Source organism: Mesorhizobium sp. WSM3860 (genome assembly GCF_002294995.1).
Taxonomy (GTDB): Bacteria; Pseudomonadota; Alphaproteobacteria; order Rhizobiales; family Rhizobiaceae; genus Mesorhizobium.
This window is the reverse complement of the sequence record NZ_NSGF01000013.1, coordinates 159,249-173,757: the sequence shown is the minus strand read 5'-3', so window position 1 is coordinate 173,757 and position 14,509 is coordinate 159,249. Positions and strand designations below refer to the sequence as shown.

The window sequence follows — 14,509 nt, the reverse complement described above, 5'->3', positions numbered from 1 at the left end:
CCGGTCCTCCCGGCTGGCGAGAAAACTGTCACCCATCTAATCGGTCCATTCTGTTACCTATCTATCCGGTTCGGACACCGGGCACTTCTCCCCGTATAGTGACGGGGAGAAGGGGCTGGCCGCAACGCTGGCTTCCTTTCTGCAATGTCGGCGATTGGCGAAATCGGTGGCGGGAGCGCCCCTCTTCCCGTCACTATACGGGGAGAGGATGCCGGCAGGCAGGTGAGGGGCAGCGCCAACGTCGGCAACTGGAGGTGCCTACAACCGCAGGTCTGTCGGTGATCACGCCATGACCATGATCTTCGGCATCCCCATCCAGGCCTTGCTCGGCCAACTGCTTGTCGGCCTGATCAACGGCTCCTTCTATGCGATGCTGAGCCTCGGGCTGGCCGTCATCTTCGGGCTCTTGCGCATCATCAATTTCGCCCATGGCGCGCTCTATATGTTCGGCGCCTTCATCGGTTATCTGCTGCTCGTCCATCTCGGCATCGGCTACTGGCCGGCGCTGATCATCGTGCCTTTGGCCGTCGGCCTGTTCGGCATCGTGGTGGAGCGGCTGGCGCTGTCGCGGCTCTACCGGCTCGACCCGCTCTATGGCCTGCTTTTCACCTTCGGCCTTGCGCTGGTCATCGAAGGCGTGTTCCGCTTCTATTACGGCGTCTCCGGCAATCCTTACGCGGTGCCGACCCTGCTTGCCGGGGGCACCAATCTCGGCTTCATGTTCCTGCCCAATTACCGCGGCTGGGTGGTGGTGGCCTCGCTCATCGTCTGCATCGGCACCTGGCTGCTGATCGAAAAGACCAGGCTCGGCTCCTATCTGCGCGCCGCCACCGAGAACCCCGAGCTGGTGCAAGCTTTCGGCGTCAACGTGCCGCTGCTGCTGACGCTCACCTATGGGCTGGGCGCAGCACTTGCCGGGCTGGCCGGCATCCTTGCTGCGCCCGTCTACCAGGTCAGCCCGCTGATGGGATCGGACCTTATCATCGTCGTCTTCGCCGTCGTCGTGGTCGGCGGCATGGGCTCGATCCTCGGCGCCATCGTCACCGGCTACATGCTCGGCCTCGCCGAGGGCCTGACCAAAGTTTTCTATCCGGAGGCCTCGAACCTGGTGGTCTTCGTCATCATGGCGATCGTGCTTTTGCTCCGCCCCGCGGGCCTGTTCGGAAGGGACGCGTAAGATGAGCGAGGCGACCCTTCACGCAGAGCGCGCCGCTGCCTCCGTCCGGCTGGAACGGGCGCTTGTGGCGCTGGGGATCGTCGCGCTTATCGCGGCGCCGTTCCTCATCTACCCGATCTTCGTCATGAAGATGCTGTGCTTCGCGCTGTTCGCCTGCGCCTTCAACCTGCTCTTGGGCTATACCGGGCTGCTCTCCTTCGGCCACGCCGCCTTCTTTGGCGGTGCCGCCTATTTCTGTGCCCATGCGGTGAAAGCCTGGGGCTGGCCACCGGAGGCCGGTATCCTGCTCGGCACCGCGGGCGCGGCAGGCATGGGCCTCGTGGTCGGCTTCCTCGCCATCCGACGGCAGGGCATCTATTTTTCGATGATCACGCTGGCGATGGCGCAGATGTTTTATTTCTTCTGCGTGCAGGCGCCGTTCACCGAGGGCGAGGACGGCATTCAGGGCGTGCCGCGCGGGCATCTCTTCGGCATGATCGATCTCAATGATCCCATGAACATGTATTTCTTCGTGCTCGCCGTTTTCCTGATCGGCGTCTTCGCCATCTGGCGCATCGTCAACTCGCCCTTCGGCATGATCCTGCGCTCAATAAGGGAGAACGAGAACCGCGCCATTTCGCTGGGCTATTCCGTCGGCCGCTACAAGCTCGCCGCCTTCGTCATGTCGGCGGCCCTTGCCGGCCTTGCTGGCGCGGTGAAGGCGATCGTCTTCCAGTTCGCGACCCTCACCGACGTCACCTGGCAGATGTCGGGCGAGGTCATCCTGATGACGCTTCTCGGCGGTATCGGCACCATGGTCGGCCCGGTGGTCGGCGCCGGCCTGGTCGTAGGCCTCGAGAACACGCTTGCCACCTCAGGCTTCCCGGTGACGATAGCCACCGGCGTGATCTTCATGGTCTGCGTGCTGATCTTCCGGCGCGGGATTGTCGGGGAGATCTATGCGAGATGGCTGGCGCGGACGCCAGGGAGCGAGGGCGCCAAGGGTTAAGCGGCGGCAGCCTCGAACTGCTCGATCTCCTCGAGTTCTTTCCGTATGGACGCGCCCTCGACAGCCAAATCGTAGCTCGCCTGCATGTTCATCCAGAACTGCGGTGTCGTTCCAAAGAACTTCGCGAGGCGCAAAGCTGTGTCTGGCGTAACAGGCGTGATCTCATTGGCCAGGCGCTCGATACGCGTGCGCGGCACATGAAGCTTCTTCGCCAGGGTATAAGGCTTCAGCGCAAGCGGCTCGAGGAACTCGGCCCTCAATATTTCGCCGGGATGGATAGGCTTGTCGAGCTTGATCATTTGGTTCGCTCCTGTCGGAGAGATCTGGTTGGTTCGGCTAGTGATAGTCCGTGATCTCTACATCGTCCGCTCCGCCGTCCGTCCATCGAAAGCAAACGCGGAATTGGTCATTTATGCGAATTGAGTGCTGACCGGCACGATCGCCCTTCAGCGCTTCAAGGCGGTTCCCCGGCGGAACCTTAAGGTCCGCCAGCTCGGCGGCGTTATCGAGCATGAACAGTTTCCGCTGGGCGACACGAACGAGGTCTGCCGGAAAACCTTTCGGGGCTTTACCTGTCGAAACCGCTTCTGTGGTCTTGTCCTTAAACGACCGGATCATCAGCTGCCTGCGTGACGTATCTTGTCATGATACGTACTGGAATGTCAAGGAAACGCATCTCAAGATGATACGTCGCGGTTGCGTCTTTCGATCGACATTATCCTGATCGCGCCACGGGCACCTCCAGCCCCACCTTCACCCGGTCCATCGCAACGAACGTGCGAAACCGCTTGACGTTGTTGTTCTCGAAGAACAATCGCCGGGTCAGCGCCTCGTAGTCGGCCATCGTCGCCACCGTGACGACGAGGATGAAGTCGGCCTCGCCGGTCACGTAATAGCACTGCTGCACTTCCGGCACCGCGGCGAAGCCGCGCTTGGCGGCGTCGATCAGCTCGGCCCGCTCGCTCTCGACCTCCACCTCGACGAAGATCGTGATCGGATGGCCGACCCTGGCCGGATCGACCAGCGCGACATTGGCGCGGATGACGCCCGTCTCCTCCATGCGCTTGATGCGCCGCTGCACCGCCGGCGCCGACAGGTTCACCGCCTCGCCGATCACCCGTTGCGGCGTCGTGTTGTCCTTCTGCAGGATGGCGAGGATCGCGCGATCGAAGGCGTCGAGGTCCGGCAAAACAGGCATGGCGATGTCTCAACGAAACAAACTTGCACATCAGCTGGCAAAATAGAGCGCCTTTCTCACTCGGCTTGCAATAAATTTCGACCCATCGACGACGGAGAAAGCCGACCCATGTTCCTGCTGAACCGCCACCCGGACCATCGCCAGCCATTGCCCCCGGAGGATGCCGCGACGCTTGGGCGCGCCGGCGCCGAGGAGGCCGAGCGCTTCCTTGCCGCACGCGACAACCGTGCCGAGACGCCGCTGCATGCCTTGCCCGCGCTGGCCGGCGAACTCGGCATCGCCGCGCTCCACGTCAAGGACGAGGGCAAGCGCCTCGGCCTCGGCAGCTTCAAGGCGCTCGGCGGCGCCTATGCCGTGATGCAGCTGGTGCTGGAAGAGGCCGGGGAACGGCTCGGCCGCGCCGTCGATGTCGCGGAACTGCATGGGCCCGACGTGAAGGCGATTGCGGCCGGCATGACCTTCGCCTGCGCGACCGACGGCAATCATGGACGCTCGGTGGCGCAGGGCGCCGGTCTGGTCGGTGCGCGCTCCGTGATTTTCGTCCATTCGGGCGTCAGCAACGAACGCGTGGCGGCCATCGCCCGCTTCGGCGCCGAGATCGTGCGCGTCGCCGGCGACTACGACCAGTCGGTCAGGGAAGCCGCCCGCGTCGCCGCCGAGCGCGGCTGGACCGTCGTCTCCGACACATCCTGGCCGGGCTATGAGCGCATCCCTGGGCTGGTGATGCAGGGCTACACGGTGATCGTGCGCGAAGCGCTGAGGCGCTTGCCGCAGCCGCCCACCCACGTCTTCCTGCAGGCCGGCGTCGGCGGTTTTGCCGCGGCGGTGGCCGGCCATCTCGCCATCGCGCTCGGCGAGGCTCGCCCGAGGGCAATGGTGGTCGAGCCCGCGCGGGCGGCGTGCGTCTACGCCACCGCAAAGGCGGGGCGTCCAGTCGCGATCGCGCACAGCAAACCCACGGTGATGGCGATGCTCGAATGCTATGAGCCGTCGCTCGTCGCCTGGCGCGTGCTGTCGCGGCTCGGCGATGCTTTCATGACGGTGGACGAGGAAGACGCGGTTTCGGTGATGAACCGCCTGGCGCGGCCTTCAGGCAACGATCCGGCGATTGTCTCCGGCGAGAGCGGCGGGGTTGGGCTTGCCGGCCTGATCCGCGCTGTCGGCGACAACAAGATGCGCGCGGCTCTCGGCCTCGATGCCCATTCGCGCGCGCTCATCATCAACTCCGAAGGCGCGACCGACCCCGTTCGTTATGCCGAGCTGGTCGGGATGGCGCCGGACGAGGTTGCGCTGGCGAGGCAACCGGCATGAGCAATCTGACGATCAACGCCGACCGTCTTCTTCGCCGTATCGAGGAGCTTGGCAGCCTCGGTCGCGATGCGCAGGGTCGGCTCGTCCGCGTTGCCGGCTCGGACATGGACAAGCTTGGCCGCGACCGGCTTGTCGATTGGCTCGAAGAGGCAGGGCTCGACGTTGCCGTCGATCGCATCGGCAACATCTTCGGCATCTGGCAGGGCGACGCCAATGCAGGCCAGGAGCCGGTCATGCTCGGCTCGCACATCGACACGGTGATCGACGCCGGCATCTATGACGGCTGCTACGGCGTGCTTGCCGGCCTCGAAGCCATCGAGAGCCTGAAGGAGGCAGGCTTCGCGCCGGCGCGCCCGCTTGTTGTCGCCGCCTTCACCAATGAGGAGGGCGTGCGCTATTCGCCTGATATGATGGGCTCGCTGGTCTTTGCCGGCGGACGGGATCTCGAAGAGGCACTGGCCTCGATCGGCACCGACGGCTCGGTGCTGGGCAGGGAGTTGGAGCGCATCGGTTATTCCGGCCAACACCAGCCCGGCTTCCTCAAGCCGCATGTCTATGTCGAGCTGCATGTCGAGCAGGGGCCGGTGCTGGAGCGCGAGGGCATCGCCATCGGCGCGGTCGAAAACCTGCAGGGCATTTCCTGGCAGCGTATAACGATCGACGGCGTGGCGAACCACGCCGGCACCACGCCGATGTCCATGCGCCAGGATGCCGGCGTCGCCGCCGCGCGGGTGATCAGCTTCCTCGCGGATCGCGCCAGCGCCTTGCCGACGCCGACGGTGGCCACCGTCGGCACCATCGCTTTCGAGCCAAACGCGATCAACGTCATTCCGTCGCGGGCGACCTTCACCATCGACCTTCGCGATCCGAACGAAATGCATCTTCGCGAAGAGGAAGCGGCGCTCGCCGCCTTCCTCGACGACCTTGCCGCGGGCGCCGGCGTCACCGTTCATGCCGAACGCCTGGCCCGTTTCGGGCCGGTGACCTTCGATGCCCGCATCGTCTCGCTGATCGAGGACGGCGCGAGAACTGCCGGCCTTCCCTGCCGGCGCATGACGTCGGGCGCGGGGCACGACGCGCAGATGATTGCCCGCATTGCGCCGTCCGCGATGATCTTCGTGCCGAGCCGGGATGGCATCAGCCACAATCCGGCCGAGTTCACTGCCGCCGGCGAGCTGGTTGCGGGTGCCAATGTCCTGCTTGGCGTCGCCGCCCGGCTGGCAGCCGACTGATCGCGAAGCAACGGTATGGTTGTCGACGGCAGGGTGCCGCCAAGGCGAAACACCACCAAAAATAGTCATCTCGACGACGATGCTGCTACCAAGGCGGGAATCCGGCGACATCTGCTCGAAACAAACTTCAATCACTAGCCAGATTAGGGAGCGCGATTCTCGCGCGCGTCAAAAAAGTTCAGTGCCTCGAAGAAAGAATAGCATGCTGCTCATCAACCAGCGCCCCGAACACAGCCAGCCGCTGATGCCGGCCGACGCCGAGTCCCTCGGCCTGGCGGGCGCCGACCGGGCCGAGCATTATCTCAGGGCGCGCGACGACCATGCCGAAACGCCTCTCTACGCCTTGCCCGCGCTGGCCAATGACCTCGGCATCGCAGCACTGCATGTCAAGGATGAGGGCCAGCGTCTTGGCCTTGGCAGCTTCAAGGCGCTGGGCGGCGCCTATGCCGTCATGCGGCTGGTGCTGGAAGAGGCCGGCAAGCGCTTCGGTCGCGAAGTCGATATCTGCGAAATCAACGATCCCAAGCTGCGCGCCATCGCCGCTCAGATGACCTTCTGCTGCGCCACCGATGGCAACCATGGCCGATCGGTGGCGCAGGGGGCGGGCCTCGTCGGCGCGCGTTCGGTCATCTACGTCCATGCCGGCGTCAGCGCCGAGCGCGTCGCGGCCATCGCCCGCTTCGGCGCCGAGATCGTGCAGGTCGAGGGCGGTTACGATCATGCGGTGCGCGAAGTCGCCCGGGTCGGCGCCGAGCGCGGTTGGAAGATCGTCTCCAACACGTCCTGGCGTGGCTACGAGCGCATTCCGGGGCTTGTGATGCAGGGCTACACGGTGATCGTGCGCGAGGCGCTGCGGCATATGGCCGAACCGCCCACGCACGTCTTCCTGCAGGCCGGCGTCGGCGGCTTTGCGGCGGCGCTTGCGGGCTATATGGCAATTCTGCTCGGTGAGCGGCGGCCGAAGGCCGTCGTGGTCGAGCCGAGGCGCTCGGCTTGCGTCTACGCCTCGGTGGAGGCCGGACGTCCCGTAACGATCGCACCTCAGCGGTCGACCGTGATGGCGATGCTGGAATGCGCCGAGCCGTCCCTGATCGCCTGGCGGGTGCTGGCCCGCGTCGGCGATGCCTTCATGACCGTCGACGAAGACGACGCGGTCGCGGTGATGAAACGGCTGGCCCGGCCCTTGGGCAACGATCCGGCGATCGTTTCCGGCGAGAGCGGCGGCGCGGGGCTTGCCGGGCTGATCCGCGCAGCCGGAGACAAGGGCATGCGGGCGGCTCTCGGGCTCGATGCGACGTCGCGTGTGCTCATCATCAATTCGGAAGGCGCGACCGACGCCGGCCGTTATACCGAGCTGGTCGGAGCGGTGCCGCGGGAGCTGCAGCTGCAGATCGCCTGAAGGATTTTCAGGAAAACGGTCTTCCCTCGGGAATCGGTGGAAACGAAGCGCAATTCCGGGAAAACTTGCCTGGAACGAGCGTTGGGGAAGAGAAGATGGCTGAACTCGACCAGCAGCAGCTGCATCGCGAGATGACGGCCTGGCGGCGCGACCTCCACGCCCACCCGGAATTCGGCTTCGAGGAAAAGCGCACCGCGGCTTTCGTGGCGGAGAAGCTTCGCGCGTTCGGGCTGGAGGTCGCGGAAGGCATCGGCGGCACCGGCGTCGTCGGCACGCTGACCAGGGGCAGCGGCGATCGCGCGATTGCGCTGCGCGCCGACATGGATGCGCTGCGCATCGCCGAGCAAGGGACGCGAGCCTGGCGCTCGCAGACCCCCGGCACCATGCATGCCTGCGGCCATGACGGCCACACCGCCATGCTGCTCGGCGCGGCGAAGCTGCTTGCCGAAGAGGGCGGCTTCGACGGCGCGGTGCGGTTCATCTTCCAGCCGGCCGAGGAATGGGGCAGGGGCGCGCTTGCGATGATCGAGGATGGCCTGCTCGAGCGCTTCCCCTTCGAGGAGATCTTCGGGCTGCACAACATGCCGGGCCTGCCCATCGGCCGTTTCGAGACCCGGCGCGGTCCGGTGATGTCGGCCGAGGACAATTTCGAGATCGTGCTGAAAGGTCTCGGCGGTCACGCCGCTCGGCCGCATGCCGCTCGCGAGACGCTGGTTGCCGCCTGCGCGCTGGTCGTCAACTTGCAGACCATCGTCTCGCGGCGCTTGAGCCCCGTCGATATCGGGGTCGTCTCGGTCACCGAGCTCATCACCGACGGCACTCGCAACGCGCTGCCCGGCCTCGCCCGCATCCTCGGCGACTGCCGCAGTTTCCGGCCCGAGGTGAGCGCGGCGATCGAGAAGGAGATGCGCCGCATCGCCGAAGGCACGGCGCAGGCCTATAACGTAGCGGCTGAAGTCACTTACACGCGCGAGTTCGTGCCCTTGATCAACGACGCGGCGCTGGTGGATGAGGCCCTTGCTGCGGCCCGCACGGTGCTGGCCGACGATGCCGTCGGCATCGCGGCCGAGCCGATGACCGCCTCGGAGGATTTCGCCCGCTTCCTCACCGAAGTGCCCGGCTGTTTCGTCTTCCTCGGCAACGGCAACTCCGCCCCGCTGCACAACCCGGCCTACGATTTCAACGACGAAGGCCTGCTGCATGGCGCGCGTTTCCACGCGGCGGTGGTGAGGCGAAGGCTGGCGGCGGGGTGAGGGCGTCTGCGATTGGCAAAAGCGGCGGAGCAGCTTCACCCCAGTAACCCTTTCTTCTCTCGTTTCGTGCAGAATTGTCCGACGGGGTGGAAGAAAACCAGGGCATGGCGGACGACAACAAACGCAACGGCGAATTCTGGGCGCTGGCGCTCGATCGCGCCCAGCTCGGCCTGTGGGACTGGAACCTCGCGACCGGCGATTGCTACTATTCGCCGACCTGGTGGAGGATGCTGGGTTATGCCGAGGGCGAGCTCACCGACGCCTCCGATCTCTGGCTGAAGCTCACCCATCCCGAAGACCGCGAGCGGGCGCTGGCGAGCGGCGACCGCCATATCGCCGGTCACACCGAATCCATCGAGACGGAACTGCGGCTGAAGCACAAGGACGGCCACTGGGTCTGGGTGCTCGACCGCGGCGGCATCGTTGGGCGCGATACCGAGGGCAAGCCGCTGCGCCTGATGGGCGTGCAGACCGACATCACCAGGCAGAAGGAGGCCGAGGCCGCGCTTGAGCAGGTCAATGTCCGCTTACGGCTCGCGCTCGCCGCCAGCGGCACCGGCATCTGGCACTACGACATCGGCACCAACAAGAGCTATTGGGACCCGCGCACCAGGGAGATCTTCGGCCTGGTCAGCGATACCGACGAAGTGACGGCCGATCTCTGGCACACCTATCTCCACCCGGACGACAAGGAGGCCACCGAACGCGCCCATCTGCCGCCGCCGGGCTCGAAAAGCGTTACCGCCACGCAATACCGTATCGTCCGGCGCGACGGCGTGGTCCGCCATGTCGAGTCGCTGGTGCGTTCCATCGCCGACGCCGGCTCGGCCGGCCAGATCCTCGGCACGGTGCGCGACATCACCGACGAGATGAAGCGCGCCGAGGAGCTCGCTTACGCCGCCCATCACGATGCGCTGACCGGGCTGTGGAACCGCTCGGCCTTCGACCGGCTGCTCGCCGAAAACATCGGCGGGGCGGACCGGCTACCGCTTGCCGTCTTCTATGTCGACCTCGACTACTTCAAGGCGCTGAACGACTATGCCGGCCATGCTGCGGGCGATATCGCGCTGAAGAGCGTCGCCGCCGGCATCCGCGCCAGCCTGCCGCCTTCGGCGCACGCCGCGCGCCTCGGCGGCGACGAATTCGCGCTGCTGGTGCCGAACTGCGGCGACGCCTGCGCCGAGCGGCTGGCGCGTGCCGTGCTCGCCGCCGTGCGCGACGCCGATCTCGGCTCCGCTGTGTCGTCGCGCAGGCTCGCCGCCAGCATCGGCGTCGCCTTCGTGCGCGATCCCCGCACGACGGTAACCGATGCGCTCGCCTGCGCCGATGATGCCTGCTACGCCGCCAAAGCCGGCGGGCGCGACCGCTTCGTGGTGTTCTCGGCCGAAACAGCTTCCGGAGCCGGCGGCCTCAACGCCGCGCGGCTTGCAGCCGATCTGGTCGATGCCATGGACGACAGCCGGTTGCAGCTGTTCGGCCAGGAGATCCATCGCCTGGGCAGGTCCTGGGAAGAAAGCCGCCAGGTCGAGGTGCTGGCGCGGCTCGAGGCGCGCAACGGCAAGCTGATCCTGCCGGGCGAGTTCATGCCGGTGGCCGAACGCTTCGGCCTTGCCGCCCGGCTCGACCGCTGGATCATCCGCACGGCGCTGTCGCGTCACGGCAAGGCGATGCTCTCCGGCGGCGTCTCGCTCGGCTTCAACTTGTCGGCGCAGACGCTCTCCGATCCGCAGCTTTGGGATTTCGTCGACGCGGCGATCGCAGAAAGCGGCGCGCCGCCGTCTGCGATCGGCTTCGAGATCACCGAGACCGCGGCTGTCACCAATTTCGATGCGGCGGAGGAATTCGTGCGCCGGGCAAGGCTGCGCCATTGCCGTGTCAGCCTCGACGATTTCGGCGCCGGCATGAGCTCGTTCGAATATCTGCGGCGCTTTCCCATCGATGCGATCAAGATCGACGGCTCCTTCGTCCAGCACATTGGCGACAGCCGCTTCGACCGCGAGATCGTCTCGGCGATCGCCGGCATCGCCCGCTCGATGGGCTGCGCCGTCGTGGCCGAGAAGGTCGAGGGGAAAAGCGCGCTGGAAATCCTCATCGGCATGGGCGTCGCCTATGGCCAAGGCTATTTCCTCCACCGGCCAGAGCCGCTTGAGGCGATCGTGGCGCGGGCCGCGGTTGAGAAGCCACAAGCCCGGGTGGGTGTCGCAAAATAGGCGGCTGCTAGAATTGCGAGCACCCTCCGCGATTGCCGAGATCGAAAAGCACCTCGGCCTGGATCAGCTCGGCATTTCGCTCGATACGTGTAGAGCCAGTCTCCTCCTTGTTGGGGGAGATGCCCGGCAGGGCAGTGGGCGGCCGCCGGCTTTTACTTACCCCATCAGCCACCGCAATGCCCCCGCCGAAGTCACGCCGATGACCACCGTCGGCAGCATCGACAGTCTTGTCGCCGCAAGCAATGTGATGGCGAGCGCCGCCAGATCGGCCGGATTCTTCGACACGAAGTCGGGCGCGATCACCGAGATCAGCACGCAGCCGGGCGCGGCTTCCATCACGGCGGTGGCGCGTGGACTGAGCGTGCGGTTCCTGAGCACGACATAGCCGCCGATCCGCGTCAAATAGGTGACGCCGGCCATGGCGAGGATGGCAAGGACGGTCCAGGGCTCGATCATTTCTCACCTGCCAGGAGCCAGGCGGACACCAACCCGGACAGCGCGCCTGCCGCCACATACCAGGCGCCGGGAACGACGAGATAAGTTGCCGCCGCCACCACCAGGCTGACAAGCCAGGGGCGCGCCGCGGCAAAGCCCTTCCACATGCCGCGCAGCAGCACCAGGAACACAGCCGGGAAGGCCATGGCGAAGCCGTAGCGCTCGACGTTGCCAAGCACCGGTCCGAGCGCCGCTCCGCAGGTCGTGAAAATCACCCAGGCAAGATAGAAGGGAAGGGCAGTTCCCGCATAATAGGCGAGGCTGAAGGCTGGCCGCAGCCCGCTGGCCGCGCGGCGCTTCGCGTCGGCGAGCCCGAGCGCCCAGCTCTCGTCGCACATCAAGAACAGCGCGGGGAACACCTTGCGCTTGGGCAGGTGGCGCAGGAACGGCGCAAGTGCCGCGCCCATCAGGAAATGCCGGCTGTTGACCAGCAATGTGATGGCGGCGATCAACAGGACATGCGGCGGCGAGGTCCAGAGCTGGATGGCGGCAAATTCGGAGCCGCCGGCGAAGTTGAGGCCCGTCATCAACGGCACCTCGACGACGCTCAAGCCCTTCTGCGCCGCCTGCGCGCCCAGCACGAGTGCATAGGGCACAATGCCAAGCAGCACCGGCGTCGAGGCGGCGGCGCCCCGCCGGAATTCGGCGCCGCGCGCTTCGGCGGCAGGGTGGCCCAGGGTTATTTCGGAAACGCTCATGGCTCTTCTTCGGCCAGCCTTGCGGGGCGGCCCTTCTCCGGTCGTTTGATGGTCGGTTATCTCTGGCCACCATAGCCGAAACGCTTCGCAATCGGGTTGCGAAGATGCGCCGTTTTTGCAAGAGTTTGGCATTGGATTGCGAGAACTCAGGCAAAAGTGGAATCAGACGCCATGAAGCTGGATGAGATCGACAAGCGGATCCTGCGCGCCCTGCAGCGCGACGGGCGCATGGCCAATAACGATCTTGCGAGAGAGGTCGGCCTGTCGCCGTCACCCTGTCTCAGGCGCGTAAAATTGCTGGAGGAGGCGGGTGTCATCGACCGCTATGTCGCAGTCCTCAACCCGGCCAAGATCGGTCGTGGTCATACCTTCTTCACCCGCATCTGGCTGAAGCAGCAGGACGAGGACACGATCGAGCATTTCGCCAGGGAGGTGGCCAAGCTGCCCGAGGTGCTGGAATGCTATCTGATGCTGGGCGACTGCGACGCTATGGTCCGGGTTGTGGCGGCGGGCATCGAGGACTATCGCCGTTTCCAGTCGGAGCACCTAAGCCGCATCAGGGGGGTGCAGAACGTCAAGACCGACGTTCCCAGCCAGACGATCAAGCAGACTTCGGAGATGCCGCTTTAGATCTTCCCTTTATGCCTAGGGAGAAGGTGGCCTCGAAGCGTCCGGATGCTGTTGGAAGGGTCGCTGCGGCGCCAATTTACTAGCGCCTCGTTTCGTCCTCATCCGTCTCTACGCTGCGCCTATCCACCTGTCTCCCGCAAGGAGAAGGCAAACGCGCGCCTAATGATGCGCGTGGTGCTCCGCATTGCGTTTGCGCGTCGCCGCCGCTTTCTTGGCGGACGCGGAACGCTCGGCCGCCGAGCGCGAGCTTGATGCTTTGCCGCCGGCCTTGCCGCCCTTGTGCGCCGCCGGATGGCCGGTGTGCTTGCCACGGCCCGAGCCGCCCGCCTTCTTGCCGCCGCCATCGTCCTTGTTGACGGTCGCCCAGGCCCTCCGTTCGGCTTCCTTCTCGGAGACGCCGCGCTTTTCGTAGCCCTCGGCGATATGGTCGGCCTTGCGCTCCTGCTTGTCGGTGTATTTCGATTTATCTCCGCGTGGCATTTTTCTTCTCCTGTTGCGCTGAGAGGAGCCGCCCTACGGCTCCTTCTTCGTTTTGACCGCGTCGCCGAGATCGGACCGCTCGGGGTCCTGGTTGTTCTCGCCGGCCGCGTCGCGATCCTCGTCGGGATCGTCCTTGGCTGGCAGATAGCCTCTCGGCCGATTGGCTTTCGGACCTTCCCAACGTGGCCACTGATCGGATGTGCCTGGACGTCCGGTACGGGGTGAGTTGCTCATCGTTGCCTCGCTTTCAGAGAGCCGGTCAGCCCTCGGCCTTCATGGTTCGTGCGATTTCAAGCAGCTTGTTGCGGTCATGGCCGTGCTCGCGGATCAACTCGAGCGCCTGCTTCGGTGAAAGGTCGCTGTTCTCGGCCAGGAACCGCACGTCCGGGTCGTCGCCGCCCTTGGTCGGCAGCCTGCCGTCTTGCGGCGCTCGGCCAGCGCCTGGGCGATGTGGAAGTTTGCTCTTATCCATCGTTTTCTCCTTCCGATAACCAACCCTCGGCGAAAGGACTGGTTCCTTCGCCGAGCTGGTGACCGTCATGAGGCAGGGCGCCTGAATGGGCGGCTGCGGTCGTGCGGGGCTGAGGCTACGCCTTCTCGTTTTCGTGCCCGCGCTCGGCAGCTTCCTTCTTGCGGCGCAGTACTTCGTCAGTGCCGACGATATCCTTCGCGCCACCGCTGATGGCGGTGGAGACGACCGCCGGCGGGTCGCTCGCCGGGAAACTATCCTCCAGGCCGGACTGCAATTGTTCTTCCAACGTGTCCGGATTCTCCGACCGCCCTTGGGTGCGGCGGCCGTCGATCTGTTCCACATCCTGTTTGGCATCCGGATGCTCGCGCACATTGCGTATCGTCGACACGACGAGTTCGACCGCGAACTCCTTCATTGCCTCGACGTCTCCCGTGACGACGTCCGCTTCTTCGATGACGCGGATGAGGGAGGCCTCGACCTTGTCCATCTCGCTCTTGCCTTGGCAGCGCGCCAGCTTCTGGCTCAGCGCCGTGATGAGCAGCGGAGCGAAGGTCGAATAGGCCTGCATGCGTGTCTCATCGACACGTTCGGGGTGAAGTGTACGCACGGACATTGTTGCCTCCGTTCAAAGTCCTGCCGGCTAGCGAGCCGCGGGGTTTCGGAGGAACCAAGGGGAGGGGAAGAAGTTCCCAATTGGATGTTCTGGGCGGCGTCCCGCGAACGGTTCGCGGGACGCCTGTTTTAAGCTCAGCGCTGGCCGCCCTTGCGGCCGGCTTCCGATGCACGTTCCCGGTCTTCAGCGAAGTTGCCGCTGCCGCCCCTGTGCTGACCTGAATTCTGCTGACGCATGTTGCGGTCCTCGGCCTGCTGCTGGCCGCGACGCTGATCGTCGCGGTTCTTGTGGCTCTGCTGGCCTGCTCTGACGTGCTGTTGGTGAGTTCCGCCTTGATTAGGCATATCTGCAGC

General features: G+C 65.3%; 17 protein-coding genes and 1 pseudogene. 8 read left to right on the top strand and 10 right to left on the bottom strand.

Annotated features, from left to right (window positions below):
• Positions 1-289 precede the first annotated feature (289 nt).
• Together CK220_RS20885 and CK220_RS20880 are read left to right on the top strand one after the other, a co-directional pair.
• Positions 290-1,177, top strand: coding sequence for a branched-chain amino acid ABC transporter permease (locus CK220_RS20885; protein WP_095813331.1), 888 nt, complete (start codon positions 290-292; stop codon positions 1,175-1,177).
• A 1-nt stretch (position 1,178) separates the two neighbouring features.
• Positions 1,179-2,165 (top strand): branched-chain amino acid ABC transporter permease, encoded by a 987-nt coding sequence (locus tag CK220_RS20880; RefSeq protein ID WP_095813330.1) that lies wholly within the window; start codon positions 1,179-1,181, stop codon positions 2,163-2,165.
• Here CK220_RS20880 and CK220_RS20875 read toward each other — a convergent pair.
• The 3 genes from CK220_RS20875 to CK220_RS20865 all read right to left on the bottom strand — a co-directional run bounded on the left by CK220_RS20875 (position 2,162) and on the right by CK220_RS20865 (position 3,363).
• A complete protein-coding gene (locus CK220_RS20875; RefSeq protein WP_095813329.1) occupies positions 2,162-2,464 on the bottom strand; it encodes a HigA family addiction module antitoxin in 303 nt (100 codons plus the stop codon). The genes CK220_RS20880 and CK220_RS20875 overlap by 4 nt on opposite strands.
• A gap of 37 nt (positions 2,465-2,501) precedes the next feature.
• Positions 2,502-2,783 (bottom strand): type II toxin-antitoxin system RelE/ParE family toxin, encoded by a 282-nt coding sequence (locus CK220_RS20870; protein WP_095813328.1) that lies wholly within the window; start codon positions 2,781-2,783, stop codon positions 2,502-2,504.
• A gap of 97 nt (positions 2,784-2,880) precedes the next feature.
• Positions 2,881-3,363 (bottom strand): Lrp/AsnC family transcriptional regulator, encoded by a 483-nt coding sequence (locus CK220_RS20865; protein WP_095813327.1) that lies wholly within the window; start codon positions 3,361-3,363, stop codon positions 2,881-2,883.
• Positions 3,364-3,471: 108 nt separating this feature from the next.
• Between CK220_RS20865 and CK220_RS20860 the strand changes: the two genes are divergently transcribed.
• From CK220_RS20860 to CK220_RS20840, 5 genes are all read left to right on the top strand, one after another.
• Complete coding sequence (locus CK220_RS20860) at positions 3,472-4,674, top strand: diaminopropionate ammonia-lyase (RefSeq protein ID WP_095813326.1); 1,203 nt, start codon at positions 3,472-3,474, stop codon at positions 4,672-4,674.
• On the top strand, positions 4,671-5,906 hold the full coding sequence (locus CK220_RS20855; RefSeq protein ID WP_095813325.1) for a Zn-dependent hydrolase: 1,236 nt from the start codon (positions 4,671-4,673) through the stop codon (positions 5,904-5,906). The genes CK220_RS20860 and CK220_RS20855 overlap by 4 nt, the downstream gene beginning before the upstream one ends.
• Before the next feature lie 202 nt (positions 5,907-6,108).
• On the top strand, positions 6,109-7,305 hold the full coding sequence (locus tag CK220_RS20850) for a diaminopropionate ammonia-lyase (RefSeq protein WP_095813324.1): 1,197 nt from the start codon (positions 6,109-6,111) through the stop codon (positions 7,303-7,305).
• Between the two features lie 95 nt (positions 7,306-7,400).
• Entirely contained in the window at positions 7,401-8,558 is a 1,158-nt protein-coding gene (locus CK220_RS20845; RefSeq protein WP_095813323.1) for a M20 aminoacylase family protein, read from the top strand.
• A 104-nt stretch (positions 8,559-8,662) separates the two neighbouring features.
• Positions 8,663-10,768, top strand: coding sequence for an EAL domain-containing protein (locus tag CK220_RS20840; protein ID WP_095813322.1), 2,106 nt, complete (start codon positions 8,663-8,665; stop codon positions 10,766-10,768).
• Positions 10,769-10,924: 156 nt separating this feature from the next.
• Here the strand turns inward: CK220_RS20840 and CK220_RS20835 are convergent, their stop codons facing one another.
• Together CK220_RS20835 and CK220_RS20830 are read right to left on the bottom strand one after the other, a co-directional pair.
• A complete protein-coding gene (locus CK220_RS20835) occupies positions 10,925-11,224 on the bottom strand; it encodes an AzlD family protein (protein ID WP_095813321.1) in 300 nt (99 codons plus the stop codon).
• A complete protein-coding gene (locus CK220_RS20830; protein WP_095813320.1) occupies positions 11,221-11,961 on the bottom strand; it encodes an AzlC family ABC transporter permease in 741 nt (246 codons plus the stop codon). Before CK220_RS20830 ends, CK220_RS20835 begins: the two co-directional genes overlap by 4 nt.
• 171 nt (positions 11,962-12,132) lie before the next feature.
• Between CK220_RS20830 and CK220_RS20825 the strand changes: the two genes are divergently transcribed.
• On the top strand, positions 12,133-12,591 hold the full coding sequence (locus CK220_RS20825) for an Lrp/AsnC family transcriptional regulator (protein WP_095813319.1): 459 nt from the start codon (positions 12,133-12,135) through the stop codon (positions 12,589-12,591).
• 159 nt (positions 12,592-12,750) lie between these two features.
• Here the strand turns inward: CK220_RS20825 and CK220_RS20820 are convergent, their stop codons facing one another.
• The 5 genes and pseudogenes from CK220_RS20820 to CK220_RS32555 all read right to left on the bottom strand — a co-directional run.
• The gene (locus tag CK220_RS20820; RefSeq protein ID WP_066998413.1) at positions 12,751-13,071 is read right to left on the bottom strand and encodes a plasmid stabilization protein; all 321 of its coding nucleotides are present in this window, start codon (positions 13,069-13,071) and stop codon (positions 12,751-12,753) included.
• 33 nt (positions 13,072-13,104) lie between these two features.
• The gene (locus tag CK220_RS20815; RefSeq protein WP_095813318.1) at positions 13,105-13,305 is read right to left on the bottom strand and encodes a hypothetical protein; all 201 of its coding nucleotides are present in this window, start codon (positions 13,303-13,305) and stop codon (positions 13,105-13,107) included.
• A 25-nt stretch (positions 13,306-13,330) separates the two neighbouring features.
• The gene (locus CK220_RS20810; RefSeq protein ID WP_141245186.1) at positions 13,331-13,543 is read right to left on the bottom strand and encodes a hypothetical protein; all 213 of its coding nucleotides are present in this window, start codon (positions 13,541-13,543) and stop codon (positions 13,331-13,333) included.
• Positions 13,544-13,658: 115 nt separating this feature from the next.
• Entirely contained in the window at positions 13,659-14,111 is a 453-nt protein-coding gene (locus tag CK220_RS20805) for a hypothetical protein (protein ID WP_095813316.1), read from the bottom strand.
• Positions 14,112-14,296: 185 nt separating this feature from the next.
• A pseudogene (locus CK220_RS32555) lies at positions 14,297-14,392 on the bottom strand (KGG domain-containing protein); the annotation flags it as partial.
• Between the last annotated feature and the right edge of the window lie 117 nt (positions 14,393-14,509).

What these genes read in the sequence shown, in the direction of transcription:
- CK220_RS20885 (WP_095813331.1), top strand. Translation starts at nt 290, where the DNA reads ATGACCATGATCTTCGGCATCCCCATCCAGGCCTTGCTCGGCCAACTG.
- CK220_RS20880 (WP_095813330.1), top strand. Translation starts at nt 1,179, where the DNA reads ATGAGCGAGGCGACCCTTCACGCAGAGCGCGCCGCTGCCTCCGTCCGG.
- CK220_RS20875 (WP_095813329.1), bottom strand. Translation starts at nt 2,464, where the DNA reads ATGATCAAGCTCGACAAGCCTATCCATCCCGGCGAAATATTGAGGGCC.
- CK220_RS20870 (WP_095813328.1), bottom strand. Translation starts at nt 2,783, where the DNA reads ATGATCCGGTCGTTTAAGGACAAGACCACAGAAGCGGTTTCGACAGGT.
- CK220_RS20865 (WP_095813327.1), bottom strand. Translation starts at nt 3,363, where the DNA reads ATGCCTGTTTTGCCGGACCTCGACGCCTTCGATCGCGCGATCCTCGCC.
- CK220_RS20860 (WP_095813326.1), top strand. Translation starts at nt 3,472, where the DNA reads ATGTTCCTGCTGAACCGCCACCCGGACCATCGCCAGCCATTGCCCCCG.
- CK220_RS20855 (WP_095813325.1), top strand. Translation starts at nt 4,671, where the DNA reads ATGAGCAATCTGACGATCAACGCCGACCGTCTTCTTCGCCGTATCGAG.
- CK220_RS20850 (WP_095813324.1), top strand. Translation starts at nt 6,109, where the DNA reads ATGCTGCTCATCAACCAGCGCCCCGAACACAGCCAGCCGCTGATGCCG.
- CK220_RS20845 (WP_095813323.1), top strand. Translation starts at nt 7,401, where the DNA reads ATGGCTGAACTCGACCAGCAGCAGCTGCATCGCGAGATGACGGCCTGG.
- CK220_RS20840 (WP_095813322.1), top strand. Translation starts at nt 8,663, where the DNA reads ATGGCGGACGACAACAAACGCAACGGCGAATTCTGGGCGCTGGCGCTC.
- CK220_RS20835 (WP_095813321.1), bottom strand. Translation starts at nt 11,224, where the DNA reads ATGATCGAGCCCTGGACCGTCCTTGCCATCCTCGCCATGGCCGGCGTC.
- CK220_RS20830 (WP_095813320.1), bottom strand. Translation starts at nt 11,961, where the DNA reads ATGAGCGTTTCCGAAATAACCCTGGGCCACCCTGCCGCCGAAGCGCGC.
- CK220_RS20825 (WP_095813319.1), top strand. Translation starts at nt 12,133, where the DNA reads ATGAAGCTGGATGAGATCGACAAGCGGATCCTGCGCGCCCTGCAGCGC.
- CK220_RS20820 (WP_066998413.1), bottom strand. Translation starts at nt 13,071, where the DNA reads ATGCCACGCGGAGATAAATCGAAATACACCGACAAGCAGGAGCGCAAG.
- CK220_RS20815 (WP_095813318.1), bottom strand. Translation starts at nt 13,305, where the DNA reads ATGAGCAACTCACCCCGTACCGGACGTCCAGGCACATCCGATCAGTGG.
- CK220_RS20810 (WP_141245186.1), bottom strand. Translation starts at nt 13,543, where the DNA reads ATGGATAAGAGCAAACTTCCACATCGCCCAGGCGCTGGCCGAGCGCCG.
- CK220_RS20805 (WP_095813316.1), bottom strand. Translation starts at nt 14,111, where the DNA reads ATGCAGGCCTATTCGACCTTCGCTCCGCTGCTCATCACGGCGCTGAGC.